This window comes from Citrobacter sp. EC_71 (genome assembly GCF_019584005.1).
GTDB classification, from domain to species: domain Bacteria; phylum Pseudomonadota; class Gammaproteobacteria; order Enterobacterales; family Enterobacteriaceae; genus Citrobacter; species Citrobacter werkmanii.
Genome location: NZ_VDAY01000042.1, coordinates 1 through 19,103, shown reverse-complemented (window position 1 = coordinate 19,103; position 19,103 = coordinate 1). Strand labels below are relative to the sequence as shown.

Sequence of the window (19,103 nt, the reverse complement as noted above, 5' to 3'; positions counted from 1 at the left end):
TATGATCGGCATCGCTCAGTCCGGTTGGTGATTTTGGTTGGTTTGGCGATTGATCAGATCGCACAATCCGGGCTGAGTTCCCTTTCAGTGATCTACTATTCCGCGCAGCTATTTAATTAGTGAATCAAATACTCAGGAGAGTAGGGGTAAAAAGTTAACTAATTCTCTTGCGATATATATCTTTACAGGATGCAGAGATAATTAGCCTGACATTTAATGTCGATAATGATTCAAACGGATCCCGCAGGACGCCGGAGCCGGATGTATGTAATTCAAGGGAAATCCATGAAACGTAAATTAATGACCTCTTCTGTTATTGCCAGCCTGATGTTAGTTGCGGGCGCAGCGGTTGCGGCCGATCCGGTAAGCGTTAGCGGTGGTACCGTGCATTTTGAAGGTGAACTGGTCAATGCAGCCTGTGCAGTCAGCACTCAGTCATCCGATCAGGTTGTTACGTTAGGCCAATATCGTACCGCCAGTTTTGCTGCAGCAGGCGATACGACGGCACAAATTCCGTTCACTATCGTACTGAACGACTGTGACCCGAAAGTGGCTGCGACCGCCGCGGTTGCTTTCTCTGGTCAGACCGACCTCACTAACAATAACCTGCTGGCCGTTTCCTCCTCGGATAACAGCACTACCGCGGGCGGTGTAGGGATTGAAATTCTGGACAATACGTCCACCGCGCTGAAGCCTGATGGGGCAACCTTCTCTACCGCTCAGGCGCTGGTAGAAGGGACCAACACCCTGCGTTTCTCTGCCCGTTATAAAGCGACGGCGGACAGCACTACGCCGGGTCAGGCGAATGCCGACGCGACGTTTATTATGAAGTACGAATAAGCCGTTTAGATTCGCGCAAGGATGATGTTCGCCTCATTGGATGAGGCAATATCCGGGGATGAAAAAGGATGCGGCAGATGATAGGGAAAGGCCTGGCGCTGGCGGGAATGCTGTGCGTAATGCCTGCGCTTGCTCATACGGTAATACTGGAAAGCGGACGCCTCCACTTACGAGGGCAGCTCGTTAACGGCGCCTGTACGGTCGCCACCGACAGCCAGAATTTGCGGGTGCAAATGGGGCAATATCGTACCAATGCCTTCTCCGGAACGGGAAGCTTTGCCTCTACCAGCGTACCGTTTTCACTGCGATTAACGTCGTGCAGTTCTGATGTTTATGACCACGTCGGGATTGCATTTGCCGGTGTGACGCCAGCGGAAGATCCGCAGGTATTTCTGGCCAGCGGCGATGCGTCTGCATCTTCGGGGGTTGGTCTGGCGCTATTTGACGAGCGACAACAGCAAATAATTCCGAATGCTCTACCGCTTCATTACGCGCCGATTATCACCCAAGAGATGACGTTTCATTTCACTGCTCGCTATCGGGCCGTCTCGGAAAATATCACACCGGGAATACTTCGTTCAGACGTGTGGTTTACGTTGGTTTATCCCTGATTTATTTCCCAACGATAATCGCATCAAAGGTATTTGTAGCTATGTTTAATAATCTAAAATCAGGTTTTATCCTTTTACTGGCCTTATTTTCTGCTGCCAGTGTGCAGGCAGCCGGAGGCATTGCATTAGGCGCTACCCGTGTTATTTATCCAGCTGATGCCAAACAAACTTCGCTGTCTATTAGCAATAGCGATACCAAAGAACGTTACCTGGTAAATTCATGGATCGAGAATAGCGCAGGGGTTAAAGAAAAAGCGTTTGTCGTGACGCCTCCGTTGTTTGTCAGTGAGGCTAAAAGCGAAAACACGCTGCGTATCATTTACGCAGGCGCGCCACTGCCCAAAGACCGTGAGTCGCTGTTCTGGATGAACGTGAAAGCCATTCCGTCAGTCAATAAGAACAGCCTTGAGGGTAAAAACGTTCTGCAACTGGCGATTTTGTCGCGCATTAAACTTTTTGTCCGCCCAAATAATCTGCCGCACATCCCGGAAGATGCTCCCGGCATGCTGCAGTTTTCCCGTTCCGGCAACCACCTGAAAATCAACAATCCGTCTGCGTATTACGTCACCTTGGTCAACCTCAATGTGGGGAAAACGAAGATCGATAACGTCATGGTTGCGCCGAAAAGCGATACGCAGGTGCTGCTGCCAACGGGCGTACAGGGCAGCGTTACCTTCCAGACGGTCAATGATTATGGCGCGGTGACCGCCGCCCAAACGGTAAGCGTGCGTTGAGATAACGATGAATAAGACAACGTATTTTCCTGACCTGTTACCGGGGGTTACGCCACCGCTGGCGGGGGTGGCGTTGTCCACGCTGGCGGCGCTCTTTCCCTCTTTAAGCCATGGGGAAAGCTATTTTAATCCGGCATTTTTATCTGCCGATACGGCAACCGTGGCGGATTTATCACGTTTTGAAAAAGGTAATCATCAGCCTGAAGGCGTTTATCGTGTGGATATCTGGCGCAATGATGAATTCGTTGCTACCCAGGACATTCGTTTTGCCAGCAGTGCGGGAAAATCCGGGGAGAAGTCTGGCGGACTGATGCCATGCTTTGGACTCGACTGGGTGAAGCGCCTGGGTGTTAATATTGCCGCGTTTCCGGCACTCAGTAAGGAGCCGAACGCGACCTGTATCAATTTGCCTGAGGCGATTCCCGGCAGTGAAATTGCCTTTGATTTTTCTACTTTGCGCTTAAACATCAGTCTGCCGCAGGCGTCGATGTTAAACAGCGCGCGCGGCTACATTCCACCGGACGAGTGGGATGAAGGGATCCCGGCCGCGCTGGTTAACTATAACTTTACCGGTAGCCGTGGGAGCGATACTGACAGCTATTTCCTGAGCATGTTGAGTGGCCTGAACTATGGTCCCTGGCGACTGAGGAACAACGGCGCGTGGAGCTATTCCAAAGGCGACGGATACCATTCACAAAGCTGGAAAAACATCGGTACATGGCTTCAGCGCGCGGTTATCCCGCTGAAGGGTGAACTGGTGATGGGCGACAGCAATACCGGAAATGATGTTTTTGACAGCGTCGGGTTTCGTGGCGCGCGACTCTATTCCTCAGACAGCATGTATCCCGACAGCTTGCAAGGCTATGCGCCTACCGTGCGTGGCATTGCGCGTACCGCAGCGAAACTGACTATTCGTCAGAATGGCTACGTGATTTATCAAAGCTATGTTTCACCTGGCGCTTTTACAATAACCGATCTTAACCCGACCTCCTCCAGCGGTGACCTTGAGGTGACGGTGGATGAGAAAGACGGTAGCCAGCAGCGCTATACGGTGCCGTACTCCACGGTTCCGTTGTTACAGCGAGAAGGGCGTTTCAAGTATGACGTGGTTGCCGGGGATTTTCGCAGCGGCAATAGCCAGCAATCCTCACCGTTCTTTTTCCAGGGAACATTAATCGCCGGGTTACCAGCGGGTTATACCGCTTATGGTGGTACACAGTTAGCCTCACGTTACACCGCGCTGGTTTTAGGCACCGGGCGAAATCTGGGGGATTGGGGGGCCGTTTCCGTCGATTTAACCCATGCGCGCAGCCAACTGGCGGATGACAGTACGCACCAGGGGCAGTCTTTGCGTTTCCTGTATGCGAAGTCATTGAACAATTTTGGCACTAACTTTCAGCTTCTGGGCTATCGCTACTCTACGCGTGGCTTCTATACCCTCGACGACGTCGCGTATCGCAGTATGGAAGGCTATGAGTACGAATACGACAGCGAAGGCAATCGCCACGACGTGCCGGATGTGAAGAGTTACCACAATCTGAGCTACAGCAAGAAAGGCCGTTTCCAGATCAACATTTCGCAGAATCTGGGGGATTACGGATCGCTGTATATTTCGGGTAGCCAGCAAACGTACTGGAATACTTCTGACACCAATACCTGGTATCAACTGGGCTATGCCAGCGGTTGGCAGGGGATTAGCTATTCACTCTCCTGGTCGTGGAATGAATCGGTCGGCATCTCCGATACTGACCGCATCCTGGCATTCAATATGTCAATCCCGTTCAGCTTGCTGAGCGGGCGGCGGTACTCGCGTGATAATGCCTTCGATCGCACCTACGCCACCTTTAATGCCAACCGCAATAGCAACGGACAAAATAGCTGGCAGAGCGGGATCGGCGGTACGTTGCTGGATGGCCGTAACCTGAGCTATAGCGTGAATCAGGGTCACAGCAGTACTAATGGTTACAGCGGAAACGCCAGCGCTAACTGGCAGGCGGCCTATGGCACGCTTGGTGTGGGATACAACTACGACCGCGACCAGCATGACTACAACTGGCAGCTTTCCGGCGGTGTGGTAGGACATGCGGACGGCATTACGCTTAGTCAGCCGCTCGGCGATACCAATGTGTTGATCAAAGCGCCAGGCGCTCAGGGCGTGCGGATAGAAAACCAGACCGGCGTGCAGACCGACTGGCGTGGATACGCTGTGATGCCGTATGCCACCGTCTATCGCTATAACCGCGTCGCGTTAGACACCAATTCAATGAATAACAATACCGATGTGGAAAACAACGTCAGCAGCGTCGTGCCAACGCAAGGGGCATTGGTGCAAGCGGCGTTTGATACACGTATCGGGGTGCGGGCGTTGATGACGGCGAAATATGCCGGTAAAGCTGTGCCATTTGGCTCCGTGGTGCGTGAAAACACCAGCGGCGTGACCAGTATGGTGGGTGAAGACGGGCAAATTTACCTGAGCGGCCTGCCGCTTAAAGGCGAGTTGCTGATCCAATGGGGGGAAGGCGCAAACGCTCGTTGCGTGGCGCATTATGCCTTGCCTGAAGAGAGCCTGAAACAGGCGGTGACGCTCACGAATGTGACGTGCGAATCGCCAGCGGCACGACAGGAATAATACGATGAAACGACAAACAGGTTTGTTACTGACAAGCGCGTTACTGCTGATGGCGCAACCGTCCTGGGCAACGGTCTGCCAAAATTCGAATGGCACACCAACGGATGTTTTTTACGATCTGTCGAATGTCTTTAACAGCAGCAACAACCAGCCGGGACAGGTGGTGACGTTGCCGGAAAAATCAGGCTGGATTGGCGTCAATGCCACCTGTCCGGCAGGGACGAAGGTGGATTACACCTATCGAAGCTATGTCACTGAACTTCCGGTTCAAAGTACCGAGGGCGGTTTTCAGTACCTGAAACTCAATGACTACCTGCTGGGGGCTATGAGCATCACCGACAGCTACGCCGGGTTGTTTTATCCACCGCGCAATTATATCCGGATGGGGGTTGACTCAAACGTATCAAAGCAGAAGCCTTTTGGCGTACAGGATTCCAACCTGGTATTTAAATTAAAAGTGATTCGCTCGTTTATTAACATGGTACCTATCCCCCGGCAGACGATGTTCAGAGTCTATGTCACTACCAGTACCGGAGATGCGCTGAGTACGCCGGTTTACACCATTAGTTACAGCGGTAAGGTGGAGGTTCCACAAAACTGTGAAGTGAACGCCGGACAGATTGTCGAGTTTGATTTTGGCGATATTGGCGCATCGCTGTTTAGCAAGGCGGGCGCGGGCAACAAGCCCGAAGGTATTAATCCGCAGACTAAAACGGTGGCCATAAAATGCACCAACGTTGCCGCTCAGGCCTACTTGACCATGCGGGTAGAAGCGGAGAAAGCCTCCGGGCAAATGATGGTTTCAAACAACCCGGATTTAGGTTTCATTGTTGCCGACAGCAGCGGTAATCCGCTTACGCCTAACAATCTGTCCTGCACTATTCCATTTCAACTGGACGACAACGCCGCGGCGAGTGTTGGGATCCGGACATGGCCGGTCAGCGTGACGGGTAATAAACCCACGGAAGGGCCTTTTACTGCCCGTGGCTATCTACGAGTGGACTATGACTAATAAGCAAAAGCCCGCCGCATGGGCATTTCTGGCGATTATGCCGATGCTGGCATTTAGCGCGTTATGCCAGGCCGCCTCGTCGCTGGGAGAAATCAATATTGAACTGCGCGGTAACGTGGTGGATTTTACCTGCGCGGTGATTGCCAGCGACAGCAATAAGTCGGTTGATTTAGGCACCTGGCCGACAAAGCAGTTACAGACCAGCGGCGACACCACCCAACCGGTCTCGTTTACGCTGAAGCTTGAAGGCTGCCCGCCGGGATCCGCGTCGATAACGTTTTCCGGGACCCCGGCCCCAGGCACTACGCTACTGGCGCTCGATAACGCGCTTATGGCGCAAAAGGTGGCTATTGAGCTGCGCGATAGCGACCGGACGCGATTGCCGCTTGAGCAGGCCAGCCAGACCGTCGGTATTGATGAGAATGGCAATGCCACGCTGACTTTTTTTGCCAACTATATCGCGCTGGCTGATGGGGTGCAGCCCGGTGTCGCCAGAGCTGATGCCACGTTTATGATTAACTATAACTAATCATTGCGCTGACAAAACACTCCCGAACGACATCTCGCCGGGAGTGTTGTTACATTAATTCATGCATTTTAGCGTAGTCGATCAGTTCAACGATGGTATGTAAACCGAGCTTGGAGTAGATATTAGCCTTGTGAGCGCTAATCGTTTTATTACTGAGTAGCAACTGTTCAGCAATTTCCTTGTTGGATAGCCCGTTTGCCAGATAACGCAAAACCGTCACCTCGCGGTTAGAGAGCGGCATATCATTTAATACACCTTTTTGCACATTTACATTGTTAATAAAGTTCAGTGTATCCGAAGGGAAAAAAGAATATCCTGATAAAATCATTTTTACCGCATTGTAGATATCATTTAGATCCTTTCGTTTACTGACAAAACCATTTGCCCCGGCGCGAATAGCGCGCCCGGCATAAAAAGACTCAGATTTTGAAGACAGAAATAGCACCCGAGTATTCTCCTGCAATGATTTTATTCTCTTGAGTAATGTAAAGCCATCAGAGCCAGGCAGTTCAATATCCAGGATGACAAGATCGACAGGGTACGTGCGTAGATGTTCTATTGCCGCGCGGCTGTCATCGGTTTTCAGCACAACCTGAATATTACTGTTTTTTTCGAGGAGTACTTCTATCGACATTCTGACAATAGGGTGTTCGTCCATAATGATAACGGATGCTGGTTTCATTGTTGTATGCCTCAAACTGTTTGCGTATCTTGCGAATTTGATAAAACATCAGGCGTTATAATATTGTCAAATAGCCAAGAGTTGTTCTGAGGAGAACCGAATAAATACTATTTCGTCCTTGTTTATTCGGTTGTTCTTCTACAGAACAATGAATTTGTGGAACATCCATTTCACACTGGAAAAACTAACAATTAATCAGGAAACAGTGAGGATTATACCTGCTCCGCTCTTTCGGAAAAGACTTACAACATCCCGATTGTTAATGGCAGTTAGGATGTTCTGAAAGATCCAGATGTGTTAATGGCTATTGGCATTATTTATCTGTGGTTCGAATTATGGCAGATTGAAAATTTATTTTAAATAGTAAAAACGATACAATAAGCTAATTGTTTAGGTTTTGTTAAGTCAACGGGAACACTATTTTCGAGCGATGTACGCAGAAACAGTAAGGTTAAGTATGGAAGAGGCGGTATCTATAATACCAGGAATAGTTGTAAATATTAAATATTTGTGAAAATTGGATCAGTTTTCTCATGTGAAAATAAGTAATTTCTTAAAAAATCTTACTGTACATGGAGTTATGGTGTTAAATTAAATGATGAGAGGTAACGTTGAGACGATGTATCAGATGCAAAAAGCGCTGCCGGTTTGGTAATCCCAGGCGGGTAATCAGCTGGTTCAGGCGATAGATGATGCGGTGGTAGGGTTGTGTCTGTAACTGCGCAATCTTTTTTAAGGAGTTACCTTGTAAAAGTAAGGTCACCATCTCCCAATCGACCTGCTTTATGCGCCTCGAATGAATATAATTTAGCACCGGGGATAATAACGCCTGACGCATCTCTGGGAGGTGTAGACTGCGTGATAAGATATAAAAGGGGCCAGACAGTGATATAAAGGTTTTAAGATCTTCATCATGACTGGAAAGCAATATGAAGATTTGGATATCATTCCGCTGTTTAATTAGTTGACGCAGGCACTGAAGAATATCGAAGTAAGAGCTTGTTAAGCCTTCCATATCAACCACTAACTGACTAATGACCGACTTTTGCAGGCAGACCAGCGCCGATTCAATGGACCGGAAGATCGCGGTGCGCGTGCCTGAGAATAAATGGCGGCTCAGTGTATAGGCAAGATAATAGTCCCCTGTAATAATCGCCTGAGATATAGTATCGCCCGGTATGGTGTATTCGATTTTTTGCGCCAGATACTCGATTTGGTCGAATACTTGTGAGGTACAGTGGGGATATTGATGGGTACAGTTAGCGTTTCGTATACGGCGATGTCGTTCCCGGCGTTTTGCGCTGTGCATCCGTTTCCATTCCATTTCTGTTGCGGCAGGTCTGGATAAATTGCTGACAACAAACATCCCTGACCCAAATTTTTCCAGCGCGACGGTGAGTTCCCTTGTGCCGTTGGGTTTCAATGTCTTCAACAATCACCAGACTGGCAATTGAGTATCCCATCAGAATAATCTGCCGGAAGTTTTCTGATGTCTTACTCAATGCCCAAAAGATCGTTTTATCCAGTGCAACCTCTCTCTGGGATTAGTTAAAATATTACCGGTGTACCTTTCGGTTACCTCATGAATAGTATGACTGGATTATTCTGGCAGTCAGTTGCCAGGTACAGTAGGAGCCGATACTTAATTGATGGTGAGATATTTCTCAATAAAAAATTAGGCGGAGAAGTTCCACCTAATTTTGTAGAAAGTTCAGATGCGCCCGGATGTATCTTAAGAATTGCTGATCGTTTTTCACGTGCAGCTTTTTCATAATGCTGCGACGGGTTGCTTTGGCATGGATATCGCTGATTGAGAGCAGGTGAGCGGTTTCGGCTAACGTATATCCGCTGGCAAGAAACATTAAGAACTGGCGCTCTGCGATAGAAAAGTTGCGGGTGGTGCAGTAATGGCAGATAGTCGCCGGTACGCTGTTGCGTAACGCGCGTTTTTGCAAGATGAGGACTAATTTTTTGGTGATCTCGTCAACGTCATCTTCCCGATAGATCAGCGGCAACATGTACAGGCAGGGCCGGAACATCAGCTTATCTTTATCGTTTCTGTTACAGATCACCACCCGGTGTTGGCGCCTGGTGTGAACCGGAACCTGATAGCATTCAGCGCTGAGCCAATCTTCATCCAGTGAGATAAACGCGATGTCGGCGCGATCGATCTCCTTGACAGGCAAAAAACTAATCTCCTGATGCCACTGATTTGACAGATGGGAAATAATGATTTTCAGCCCGTGTTCAAAGTGACTATTTTCTTCCTTGATGGCGATACTTAACATTGAAGAATTCCTGAACCGCTGGAAAGAGGGTAGGGGAATGTTAAGCAAAATCATAAATATTCTAAATACATGTATCCTTAAATCTGGCGCTATGTGGGCTGAGTTGTTACCAGGTGATTTCCTGGATACCCTTGAACGGCCAGAAAAATCAACATTCGTACACTTCGCCAGCAACTGAAACAAAAGGCATTGACTCAGCAAGCGCTGACCGTATAATTCACGCGTTTCTCTGCATGAAGTTATCACTTCACAATGCGCCCTTAGCTCAGTTGGATAGAGCAACGGCCTTCTAAGCCGTAGGTCGTAGGTTCGAATCCTACAGGGCGTACCATTATATTTCAGTAACTTACCCATTTTCTGCAAGTTCCTTATTTCCAAGATGGGACATATTTGGGACATCATCACTGAAAATCGAGTCAATTTGCTTCGCGTGTTCCGTTAAATGGTTCGGCGCAAGGTGAGCGTATCGGCGTACCATCTCGATGCTCTCCCATCCTCCCATTTCCTGCAGAACAGAAAGCGGTACTCCGGATTGAATCAGCCAACTGGCCCATGTGTGTCTCAGGTCGTGGAAGCGAAAATCATCAATCCCGGCCCGGCGGCAAGCTGCATTCCATGCCCGCTGATCATCGACGCGCATCTTTCTCACGGTAGGCGTTTTTGAGCCATCAGGACGGATGCCTTCTTTCGTATGTACGAACACCCATTTATGATGCTTACCAATCTGGTCACGCAAAACCTTACAGGCTGTGTCATTCAGCGCTACGCCAATAGCTCTGTTTGACTTGCTGTCTTCCGGGTTCACCCAGGCAACACGACGCTGCATGTCGATCTGCTGCCATTCCATGTTGATGATGTTCGAACGACGTAGGCCGGTTGCCAGCGCAAACTTAACAACCGACTTCAGTGGCTCCGGACATTCATCTATCAGCCTTTTCGCCTCATCTGCCTCAAGCCACCGGACGCGCTTATTGCGCACCGATGGAACCTTGATCACCGGCGCTTTCTCCAGCCATTTCCAGTCACGTTCTGCCGCCCGCAGAATTGCCTTCATCAATGCCAGGTGTTTGGCCTTGGTGGAGGTGGTGACCGGTTTAGCTGAATAGACTGGCGCTGGTCCTCCATTCTTCTGCGCCGCGGCAGCTTTGATTTTCCATATCTCAAGCTGCTTGCGGTTGCTCATCTTGTTCACTGCAGAGTAAATTTTTTGCTCGGTCACATCCTTTAACCGGATCCCCTCAAAATGCGCCAGCCAGAAAGCCATACGACTGCGGTCATCCTTCAGTGATTTCTTCTCTGCCTTTTCCTCCAGCCATCGCATACAGGCATCATCAAACGTTACATCAGGGAAATCACCAAGCCTGTCTACTCGCCACAATTCAGCTTTGCGCTTGTCATGTAGCTCAGTAGCGAGCCGCTTGTCGGAAGTCCCAAGGCTTTCCTTAATTCGCTTCCCGCCCGGTGTCGAGTAGGACGCGTACCATATTTCACCTCTGCGGAAGAGTGACATTGTTTTTCCTCTGTTATGCCATCACCCGCGCTCACGGCGACAGTATGCAGCGGAGAGTTAAGAGCCGCAATGCAGGCCTGTCGTGTTGTGAGGTAAGGGGATTTAGGTTTTGCGGGGTCTTTGCGGGTTGCTTGCAGTCGGCCTGAGCGGATCCAGTTAGTGGCTGTTGGTCTGGATATCTGAAGAAATGCGCAGGCCTCATCGAGTGTGATGCTGTGTGATTCCATGGTCTCTCCTGTCAGGAAACAACTACATACAGAGCTACAGAACAGGCGATGAAAGCGATAATTAGCGCGGCAACAAATATCTTTGCCGATGTGGTGTATTTCATTTTTTCTCCAGGAAAAAAGAAACCCGCACTTGGCGGGTTATTTTTGGATGATGTTAGTCAGGGCATGAATGCGAATAGCCTTCGCATAATTCTGATTATCCGTCCATCATGAGAATCAACAATTTCTACATTATCTTGTGCTGTATCTATTGGCGTTTTGCAGAGATATAGTTGCTCTCCTGATCCTAAAATTTCTTTGCTACTTATTCCTGTTAAGTCTTGGAACATATCGTTCATAGTTTCACCACATGGTTAATATTCTTCCATTATACAACATTGATACTGGATAACGTGGCAGTGCATTCGCACCCAATAGCCAGCTCATAACTGGCTATCAGTTGCGTCATTTGAAATTGTGCTCTTGCAAAGCCTCACCGAGACGAACAAGCCAGCGGCCTAATTGCTCCATGGCTTCTTCTTTTGTTTCATGAAGGTCAGAGTGGATATTCATTGATACCTGATTTAGATGCGTCATCGGTCGATACTCGAGTTCGATGGGCCAATCGACGATTGTTGAATGCTCCTGCGAGGAGTGACTGAAACCCGCGAAGAACTAATCGACTTCCTCTCCCGTCATTCAAGATAGGTAACAACATGCTAATTTTTCAGATTGCGAGTAAACATCTCGAGAATCGCCTGTACCTGAAAGGTGGGAAAGGCGGGTCATCTGATGGTGGAGCAAAGGCTGCTGCGGAAGCACAAAAATATGCTGCTGACCTACAAAACCAGCAGTTCAACACCATCATGAACAACCTTGCACCGTTCACTCCGCTGGCTCAACAGTACATCGGACAGCTTAAGGATATGTCCACTCTGGAAGGTCAAGGTAAATCGCTTGGTGATTACTATAACTCTCAGCAATATAAAGACCTTGCAGGTCAGGCCCGTTATCAATCACTGAATGCAGCGGAAGCAACAGGAGGTCTTGGATCGACTGCAACATCTAACCAGTTGGCTACGATTGCCCCAACACTCGGTCAAAACTGGCTATCTGGTCAGATGAATAACTATAACAATCTCGCAAACATAGGCCTTGGTGCGCTTCAGGGGCAGGCTAACGCCGGGCAGAACTATGCCAACAACATGGGGCAGATTTCACAGAATAGCGCAGCACTTGCCGCTGCAAACGCTAATCGACCATCTGCATTACAGCAAGGTATCTCTGGCGCTCTTGGTGGCGGCGCTCTCGGCTATGGGATTGCTGGGGCATTAGGTACGTCAACACCTTGGGGTGCTGGTATTGGTGCTGGTATTGGTCTGCTTGGGAGTCTTTTCTAATGGCAACATGGCAAGAAGGAAATGGCGGTAGATTTCTGGCTGGTATTGGAAGCCAGAATGATAATGCTCCAAGGTCAGGCGATAACTCACTGGCGCTTGGTTTGATCCGTGAGAACAATGACTTTGCTCGCGCCGGTGGTAATAACATTGGATTGCAGGCGTTGCAAGGTCTAAGCGGTATTGCTGGCATGTACCAGAAAGAGCAGCAGCAACAAGCTCAAAACGCATTTAACCAGGTTCAGGCTAATGCATGGGCCAGCGGCGACAATTCAGGGCTTATCAAGTTCGCACAGGAAAATCCTGCATTTGTGACACAGGCGCAACAGGCGTTTTCCGGTCTTGATGAGCAGAAGCGCAACGAACTTGGTCAACTGGCAATGCAGACCAATACTGCGCTTGCTCAAGGTCCAGAGGTATACAGCAAGTTTGTCACTGATAACAGCGATAGACTGAAACGTTTGGGTGCAGACCCTAACTGGATGCTTCAAACGGAAATATCAAGCCCTGAGCAGCTTTCACACCTGACAAATGTAATGACGCTTGGTGCCGTTGGGCCAGACAAGATGCTGGAGTATCAGGACAAGCAGGTGGGTCGTCAGCTTGAGCAGGGGCGACTTGATGAAAGCGTTCGCCAGGCAAATATGCAGAATGACACAACTATTCGCGGTCAGAATATCAGTCGTGAAAACTCCATTCGCTCAGCCTATGCACCAACTGCAGCGATGCAAAACTATAACCAGTATGCGCAATTGCTGAAGTCAGATCCTGAATCAGCGGCAACATTTGCCGCCGCTGCTGGCATCAATCCGTCAGCCAAAAAACTGATGAAGGTTGAAACCAATCCTGATGGTTCGGTGACGAAATACTACACGGACGGTAGCGAAGAGGCCGGGAAAATTAACCAGCCAATCAATGGCGACGGCATTAAGCCAATCAGCCTTCCTCAGGCTCAGTCGATCATTGACAAGGCTAACGAAGGATCTAAGAAAGCAGCAGGTTTTGCCTTGCGCCTAAAGGATTCAATGGACTCCATGAATGAGCTTGGAAAAACCATTGACCCGAAGCGCGTAGCATTAATTAACCGCTCTCTTGGTGATGGAACTATAGCAAACCTCAGCCTATCTCCAGCAGAGCAGCAGTACATGGTTAATGCCAGGGATGCGCTTTACGCAATTTTGCGACCAGAAACAGGCGCGGCGATTACTCTTCCTGAAATGCAGGAGTATTCGAAAATGTACTTACCGCAACCTGGTGATTCTCCAGATGCTACCAAAACAAAAATGCGAAAAATGCAGGGGCAATACAACTCCCTTCGCGGTCAGTCAGGGCGAGTATATGACGCGTTAGTTGTGTCTACAGCGGCCAACAATCAGGACCAACAACCCGAACAAAATCAGCAACAACAGCAAGCACCACAGCAGCCTGCAACGCATACCTCTAAATCCGGCATTCAATTCACGGTGGAATAATGAAAGTTACAGCCAACGGTAAGACATTCACATTCCCAGAAGGAACAAGCACTGAGGATATTGGATCGGCTATTGATGAGTATTTTGCTGGACAGTCTGCACAGCAGGAACAGCATGGCACATCTACGCCCCCAGAAAGCCAACCACAGCAACAAGAGCCATCATTAATGCAGCGAACCGGTGATTTCCTTACTGGCGGTCAAAGTGCAGGGCAAATTGTTGAACAAGCCGCCAGAGGTATAGCCAATGTTCCTTTTGATGTGCTTCAAGGTGGTGCCAGCCTCATTAATGCTGCATCTCAGGGTCTTGGCGGTCCAAAGATTCTTGATGATGTGTATAGGCCTGTAGACAGACCAACAGATCCATATGCTCAGGCGGGAGAGACTGTTGGTGGTTATCTGGTTCCATTCGGAACGGCTGCAAAGGCCGCTGGAGTAGCAGAGAAAGCTCCAGGAATGATTAATGCAGCAAGCAATGCTGGGAATATGGTTGTCGGTTCGTTGGCTGAGGCAGGTAATCAGCAAGGTGATTTTGCAGAAAATACCGCCAAGAACGCTGCTATAAACCTAGGCGCTCAAGGTGTGCTATCTGGCCTAGGTCGATTACTTTCCCCTGGTACGGCGCAGACATTAGGAACAGCAGGAATAAATTCTGCGGATGATGTTTCAAAACTTGCGGGTACATCAGCGGGAAGAAAAGTAATTGCTGGTCAGGCTGGAAGCATTACTGATGACGTAGCAAGGGCCGCTGATATCGCTGGTGTCGATATTAATGCATTAACACCCGGCATGAGATCTGGTAGCAGAGGCATGGCTCAGGCTGAAGGCATTCTGGCATCAAAGCCAGGAATAACTCAGGATGCACATGCGCAGGCGTTTAACGAAATCCAAACAAAGTTTAATTCTGCTTTGGATGATCTGGGAGCAGAAGTTGGTAGCGCAGCAGAAAAGAGCGGCACAATTAAGCAGAGGATTCTTTCCGGCATTGATAGCATGAAGGCCTCTGAAAAGTCAGCATGGGATAATGTTCGCTCTACAGCACCAGAAACAAAAGCCAGAATGTCCAATACCAACGCCACCATTCAGGGGGACATTGATGCTGGCATGCCTCTGACTCCAGAAATGAAGCAGTTCGCCGCGGCTTACAACAAAACAGGGAAAAGCGGGATAACATTTGATGCGATGAAGGCGTGGCGCGGGAAACTTGCTGATGCTGAGCAAAAGTACATAAGGTCTGGAGAGGCCAACATGGCAAGGCGTATGGGAGAACTTAGAGACGCAGCAACGGAAGATATGCGCGGCATGGCTCAAAGCGGTGGATTCATCGACCAATGGACTGCTGCGAATGACCTTTCCAAAGCGCGTTTTGCTGCACAAAAACAAGCAGAGACTGCATTAGGAAAGGATCTTGCTACTGATACACTGGTGACAAATGGTGTAAAAGCCCTCCAGAACTCGGCAAAAACTGGATCTGGTAAGTTTCATCAAATGATTGGCGCATTACCTGAATCAGAACGAGCACCGGCAATAGCGTCAATATTGCAGGATGCACTATCCCAAGGAGTTAGAGGTGGGAAATCTGAAGCGTCTGGCATTTCACACATAGCATCAATTTTAACCCCGCAAAATATTTCCGCTATTAGTAAGCACTCAAAGGAGATCGGACGCATTGCCAGCGCTTATGGAGATCTAGCTAGGGCAGCAACCAAACCACTCCGCTATGTGGAGAATACCGGCAGATCTGTGCCAGCAATTAATGCTCTTGAACAGGGACTACCAAAAGCTGCTCAGGTAGTTCTCAATGCGATTGGTAACTCAACGTCTGGTGCCATTGTTGGTACCACTGGGGGTGGGTTTGCTGGCGGCGTTATAGGGGCAGTTGCTGGTTCAGTGGCGAAGGGGGCAATTGAAAAACTGGCAGCATCTCGCAGTGGGCGTTACGCCATAGAAAAGGCCATTCAGGAAGCGGCAAAAGCAGCGCGATCTGGAGCAAGCAAAGAGGCGCTAGCCGCAGCGGAGCGAAGATTTTTATCCAACACCGCCGCAGTGAAGGCCATTAGAGATGCGATTGGAAATGAGGAATTCCAGCGCTTAGCTAGGGCCGGGATTGTCGCCTCGCTAAGCGGTATGGAGCAGGATTGATTAGTTATCCAAGGATGGATTGATCTTATCTCTTGTTGATGTGGCAATTTGCCCAACATTTTTCACCCATTTCTTCAAGAAAGAAATGTCATCTGCAAAACCATGAATGTCATCATTTTCAATGCGGTCGGCACGTTTCTCAAGTGCATCAATAGAGTTTTCTAAACCGGAAATCGAGATAGCCAACTTACCGCCGTCATCTTTTATCGACGCTTTAAGAAGCTCATTTTCAGTTTTTAGCTCTGCTAATTTTGTATTCAGTGAGGATAATTGATATTGAATAACAATGACTGCGATCGCTATCACGACAACTGTTGTATACACACCAACCTCCTTAGTTTTTTTTACTGTAGCACGGGCTTCGTAGTATCACAGCCCACTTAGGTGGGCTTTTTCTTAGTTACAGCCGAATTGATTGCAGGTATGACTATATGATTGACCTTGTGAGTTACGGCCATAAATCATTCTGGTCCCGCCCATGTTTGTCTGCGTTTCATTCCACGTTTGACCATTGGATGCACGCCCATTTGTGTAGGTGGAATTTCCAATCGTGTTAGATGTTTGAGACCATGATGAACCGGTATTCGAGTTTCTTCCATTAACCGTAGTCATACCGCCCATTCTGCTAACTTGATATGTGTTTCCATTATTGTCATAACATGTTGCAAATGAGTTGCTACCAATGCATTGAGCCCCGGCAACAGATGAAGCGCACAGAAGCGCTAATGCTATCAATTTGTTCATTTAACCTTACCATAATTAATGTAATGCGATGGTGCAGGGTCGATCTTTGTCGATTTATCAATCACATTCAATTTCTTTTGTAGATGTCCAAATGTAAGGATCAGAACAAATTACATCTCCATTGAATTTAACGTCATAACCCATTAAATATGAACTATTTCCGACAATCTGAGCGGCTACCACACTAACAGCCGAAGCTGTCGCAACACCCAAAACAAAGCCAATTATAATTTTTTTCATTTTCCATCCTTGCCGTAAATGCTCTTGAGGGTCTCAAAAACCATCTTTTTAACCATATCAGATTGCTGCTCAGCTAATCGTTCAGCCTCGTCACGATATCCAGATACTGGTGACGGAGTAGAAACAGCAGCCTGAACAATCTGCACTAGCTCAGCATTGATCGACCTTCCGTTCATCTTGGCTCTTTGATCTAACTTTGCTTTTAAATCAGCAGGAAGGCGCAACTTAAACTGTGGGTCTTCTCTGGACATTTTATCACCATTGTTTTTCTTGACAGTCTATAACGGTGATAGTACATTCTCAATTGAACCACCGTGGTTCATTGTTATGGAGGTAGCATGCAAGGCGCAAGAAAACTGCCGCAGTTCAATCTGCGCTGGCCACAAGAGTCATTGAATTTGGCTAAGCAGATTGCTGCTGAGAATGGCAGATCAGTAAACGAAGAGCTTCATCGGATGTTTTTGCAGAAGATGAAAGAGGAGGGCCGGTGTGTAGCATAAAAGTTGAAGCCCCAACTACTTGCGATAGTCAGGGCTTCTGCATCAACAAATCTTCTAGGACATATTGACATGACAAGTATAGCAATTCTTGAAGCAGTTAACACCTCTTACGTTCCATTCAATGGGCAGCAAATCATCACTGCTGTGGCTGCTGGAGTTACATATGTAGCCATGCGCCAGATCGTAGAAAACATTGGCATCGATTGGACGGGGCAGTCGGTTAAGCTGCGTAAAATGAAAGACAAATTCAACTGTAGAGATATCTCTATGGTTGCCGCTGACGGCAAACTGCGCAAACTTCTTTGCTTACCCCTGAAGAAGCTCAACGGCTGGCTGTTTAGTATTAACCCTGAAAAAGTACGCGCTGACATCCGCGATAAACTGATCCAGTACCAGGAAGAATGCTTCACCGTTCTGCATGACTACTGGGCGAAAGGTAATACTGAGAACCCACGCAAGAAAACAACGGTAGACGAGCGGACGCCACTGCGTGATGCCGTGAACATGCTTGTTAGCAAAAAACGGCTAATGTACCCGGAAGCGTACGCAATGATTCATCAGCGTTTTAATGTGGACAGTATTGAGGATTTGGATTCCAGGCAGATGCATGAGGCTATCGAATATGTTCACCGTGTAGTGTTAGAGGGTGAATTAATGTCTGATGACAAACTACCAGAATCAATAACAAGGCAGTTTACCGACGAGGAGCTTTGTTCTCTGGCATGGCTTTGGCGTGCCGGTGCGGTAATGATTACAGCATGCCGTGGCATTTACCCACTTCTGAAGGTAGCAGAACACCGTGAAGCTGGTCATTTTTAATCTATAGGCCACGAGTACCAGAGGACACTGAATAAAGCCAGAGAAGTCATTAAGCGCGAAACAGCGCATATCGAATTCCAACCCTGGAGGGATGATAACTGGAGCAGAGTATTGCCACACTTGCGCAACGATTCATTCCCTACGACTGATTAATCAATCGGCCGACTTTCCGGCCAATCTCCTGAGAATTCAGGACATCACAAACCTCGCTCCGGCGGGGTTTTTTTATACCCAAATTCTACCGCAGCTCGACTGTGGGGATTACTTGCGCCTGGAGCACAGTAAATGTCAGATATCACTGCTAATGTTGTCGTTAGTATGCCAAGCCAGCTGTTCACTTTGGCCCGTTCGTTCAAAGCAAATGCCAACGGTAAGATTTACATCGGCGCTATAAACACAGATCCGGTAACTATTACTGATCCTACAAATCAGATTCAGGTATATCTTGAGAATGAAGATGGCAGCCATGTACCAGTATCCCAGCCTCTAATCATCAACGCTGGAGGGTATCCTGTATACAACGGCCAGATTGCAAAATTTGTTACCGTACAAGGTCACTCAATGGCTGTGTACGATTCATATGGAGCGCAGCAGTTCTACTTCCCTAACGTTCTTAAATATGACCCTGATAGACTAAATAGCTGCGCGGAATAGTAGATCACTGAAAGGGAACTCAGCCCGGATTGTGCGATCTGATCAATCGCCAAACCAACCAAAATCACCAACCGGACTGAGCGATGCCGATC

The 19,103-nt window shown here is 48.4% G+C and carries 18 protein-coding genes, 1 tRNA gene and 3 pseudogenes; 14 read left to right on the top strand and 8 right to left on the bottom strand.

Going from position 1 to position 19,103, the window contains the following annotated elements; genetic code table 11:
* Positions 1-285 precede the first annotated feature (285 nt).
* From fimA to sfmF, 6 genes are all read left to right on the top strand, one after another.
* Entirely contained in the window at positions 286-840 is a 555-nt protein-coding gene (gene fimA / locus FHD02_RS23630; RefSeq protein WP_061381603.1) for a type 1 fimbrial major subunit FimA, read from the top strand.
* 77 nt (positions 841-917) lie between these two features.
* A complete protein-coding gene (gene fimI, locus FHD02_RS23625) occupies positions 918-1,451 on the top strand; it encodes a type 1 fimbrial protein subunit FimI (RefSeq protein ID WP_220394373.1) in 534 nt (177 codons plus the stop codon).
* A 41-nt stretch (positions 1,452-1,492) separates the two neighbouring features.
* On the top strand, positions 1,493-2,185 hold the full coding sequence (gene fimC, locus FHD02_RS23620) for a type 1 fimbria chaperone FimC (protein ID WP_220394372.1): 693 nt from the start codon (positions 1,493-1,495) through the stop codon (positions 2,183-2,185).
* Between the two features lie 7 nt (positions 2,186-2,192).
* On the top strand, positions 2,193-4,814 hold the full coding sequence (locus FHD02_RS23615; protein ID WP_220394371.1) for a fimbrial biogenesis usher protein: 2,622 nt from the start codon (positions 2,193-2,195) through the stop codon (positions 4,812-4,814).
* A gap of 4 nt (positions 4,815-4,818) precedes the next feature.
* Complete coding sequence (gene fimH / locus FHD02_RS23610; RefSeq protein WP_220394370.1) at positions 4,819-5,826, top strand: type 1 fimbria D-mannose specific adhesin FimH; 1,008 nt, start codon at positions 4,819-4,821, stop codon at positions 5,824-5,826.
* Positions 5,819-6,355 (top strand): fimbria assembly protein, encoded by a 537-nt coding sequence (sfmF, locus tag FHD02_RS23605; protein ID WP_038638506.1) that lies wholly within the window; start codon positions 5,819-5,821, stop codon positions 6,353-6,355. The genes fimH and sfmF overlap by 8 nt, the downstream gene beginning before the upstream one ends.
* 49 nt (positions 6,356-6,404) lie before the next feature.
* Here sfmF and fimZ read toward each other — a convergent pair whose 3' ends face one another.
* From fimZ to fimW, 3 genes are all read right to left on the bottom strand, one after another.
* On the bottom strand, positions 6,405-7,037 hold the full coding sequence (gene fimZ, locus FHD02_RS23600) for a fimbria biosynthesis transcriptional regulator FimZ (RefSeq protein ID WP_038638509.1): 633 nt from the start codon (positions 7,035-7,037) through the stop codon (positions 6,405-6,407).
* 586 nt (positions 7,038-7,623) lie between these two features.
* Complete coding sequence (locus tag FHD02_RS23595) at positions 7,624-8,346, bottom strand: fimbriae Y protein (protein WP_137360538.1); 723 nt, start codon at positions 8,344-8,346, stop codon at positions 7,624-7,626.
* 385 nt (positions 8,347-8,731) lie between these two features.
* Positions 8,732-9,325 (bottom strand): fimbria biosynthesis transcriptional regulator FimW, encoded by a 594-nt coding sequence (fimW, locus tag FHD02_RS23590; protein ID WP_170972908.1) that lies wholly within the window; start codon positions 9,323-9,325, stop codon positions 8,732-8,734.
* Positions 9,326-9,579: 254 nt separating this feature from the next.
* Here fimW and FHD02_RS23585 point away from each other — a divergent pair.
* Positions 9,580-9,656: transfer RNA gene (locus FHD02_RS23585), tRNA-Arg, on the top strand.
* Between the two features lie 15 nt (positions 9,657-9,671).
* Here FHD02_RS23585 and FHD02_RS23580 read toward each other — a convergent pair.
* On the bottom strand, positions 9,672-10,835 hold the full coding sequence (locus FHD02_RS23580) for a site-specific integrase (RefSeq protein ID WP_220394369.1): 1,164 nt from the start codon (positions 10,833-10,835) through the stop codon (positions 9,672-9,674).
* Positions 10,836-10,966: 131 nt separating this feature from the next.
* A pseudogene (locus FHD02_RS24595) lies at positions 10,967-11,062 on the bottom strand (helix-turn-helix domain-containing protein); the annotation flags it as partial.
* A 48-nt stretch (positions 11,063-11,110) separates the two neighbouring features.
* Between FHD02_RS24595 and FHD02_RS23570 the strand changes: the two are divergent.
* The 4 genes from FHD02_RS23570 (at position 11,111) to FHD02_RS23555 (ending at position 16,054) form a co-directional block, all read left to right on the top strand.
* Complete coding sequence (locus tag FHD02_RS23570; RefSeq protein WP_220394368.1) at positions 11,111-11,278, top strand: hypothetical protein; 168 nt, start codon at positions 11,111-11,113, stop codon at positions 11,276-11,278.
* Between the two features lie 482 nt (positions 11,279-11,760).
* Positions 11,761-12,444 (top strand): DNA transfer protein, encoded by a 684-nt coding sequence (locus FHD02_RS23565; RefSeq protein WP_220394367.1) that lies wholly within the window; start codon positions 11,761-11,763, stop codon positions 12,442-12,444.
* Positions 12,444-13,913 carry a phage DNA ejection protein gene (locus FHD02_RS23560; protein ID WP_220394366.1) on the top strand — a complete coding sequence of 490 codons (1,470 nt, stop codon included), beginning with the start codon at positions 12,444-12,446 and terminating at the stop codon, positions 13,911-13,913. Before FHD02_RS23565 ends, FHD02_RS23560 begins: the two co-directional genes overlap by 1 nt.
* Positions 13,913-16,054, top strand: a complete 2,142-nt coding sequence (locus tag FHD02_RS23555) for a DNA transfer protein (RefSeq protein ID WP_220394365.1) — start codon at positions 13,913-13,915, stop codon at positions 16,052-16,054. The genes FHD02_RS23560 and FHD02_RS23555 overlap by 1 nt, the downstream gene beginning before the upstream one ends.
* On the opposite strand, the gene FHD02_RS23550 is transcribed toward FHD02_RS23555, so the two are convergent.
* From FHD02_RS23550 to FHD02_RS23540, 3 genes are all read right to left on the bottom strand, one after another.
* Positions 16,055-16,378, bottom strand: a complete 324-nt coding sequence (locus FHD02_RS23550) for a hypothetical protein (protein ID WP_220394364.1) — start codon at positions 16,376-16,378, stop codon at positions 16,055-16,057.
* 477 nt (positions 16,379-16,855) lie between these two features.
* Positions 16,856-17,038 (bottom strand): hypothetical protein, encoded by a 183-nt coding sequence (locus tag FHD02_RS23545; protein WP_220394363.1) that lies wholly within the window; start codon positions 17,036-17,038, stop codon positions 16,856-16,858.
* On the bottom strand, positions 17,035-17,289 hold the full coding sequence (locus tag FHD02_RS23540) for an Arc family DNA-binding protein (protein ID WP_220394362.1): 255 nt from the start codon (positions 17,287-17,289) through the stop codon (positions 17,035-17,037). Before FHD02_RS23540 ends, FHD02_RS23545 begins: the two co-directional genes overlap by 4 nt.
* An 87-nt stretch (positions 17,290-17,376) precedes the next feature.
* Here FHD02_RS23540 and FHD02_RS23535 point away from each other — a divergent pair, with 87 nt between their 5' ends.
* The 3 genes and pseudogenes from FHD02_RS23535 to FHD02_RS23525 form a co-directional block, all read left to right on the top strand.
* Entirely contained in the window at positions 17,377-17,538 is a 162-nt protein-coding gene (locus FHD02_RS23535) for an Arc family DNA-binding protein (RefSeq protein ID WP_079827530.1), read from the top strand.
* Positions 17,539-17,607: 69 nt separating this feature from the next.
* A pseudogene (locus FHD02_RS23530) lies at positions 17,608-18,510 on the top strand (phage antirepressor N-terminal domain-containing protein).
* A 132-nt stretch (positions 18,511-18,642) separates the two neighbouring features.
* Positions 18,643-18,993: pseudogene (locus tag FHD02_RS23525) on the top strand (phage head-binding domain-containing protein); the annotation flags it as partial.
* Between the last annotated feature and the right edge of the window lie 110 nt (positions 18,994-19,103).